1 protein-coding gene is annotated in these 319 nt (G+C 54.9%); it reads right to left on the reverse strand.

Translation table 11 applies throughout. The features are described from left to right. Positions 1-162, reverse strand: a 162-nt coding sequence (locus DBR30_RS22055; RefSeq protein ID WP_258224393.1) for a DUF485 domain-containing protein, incomplete at its 3' end; no start/stop codon positions are given. Between the last annotated feature and the right edge of the window lie 157 nt (positions 163-319).

The raw sequence follows: 319 nt of genomic DNA on the forward strand, positions 1-319 counted from the left end.
GGGGGTGCCCAGCCAACCGGGGGCAAAGGCGATGAGCAGAATAAACGCCAGGTAGAGTCCCAGCATCAGAGCCGAGAGGGCCCAGGCAAAACGCTGGCGCTTGGCGACCAGCTCCTGGAAGTTGGGATCTTGCTGGATCCTCAGATAGCTTTGCTGTTCCATTGCAGTTCTCCATGACATGAGTGTCAGCGGTGGATGGGGTAACCCCGACGAGCAGGCAATCTGCTCATGTAAGCAAAATGTGAATTAAATGTTATTTGTCGACAATTAGACTTTGGGATAAGTGAGCGGCGAGCCGCAGGTCAGGCGCAGGTAGATG

It is taken from the genome of Aeromonas sp. HMWF017, assembly GCF_003061465.1.
In the GTDB taxonomy this organism is placed as follows: domain Bacteria; phylum Pseudomonadota; class Gammaproteobacteria; order Enterobacterales; family Aeromonadaceae; genus Aeromonas; species Aeromonas veronii.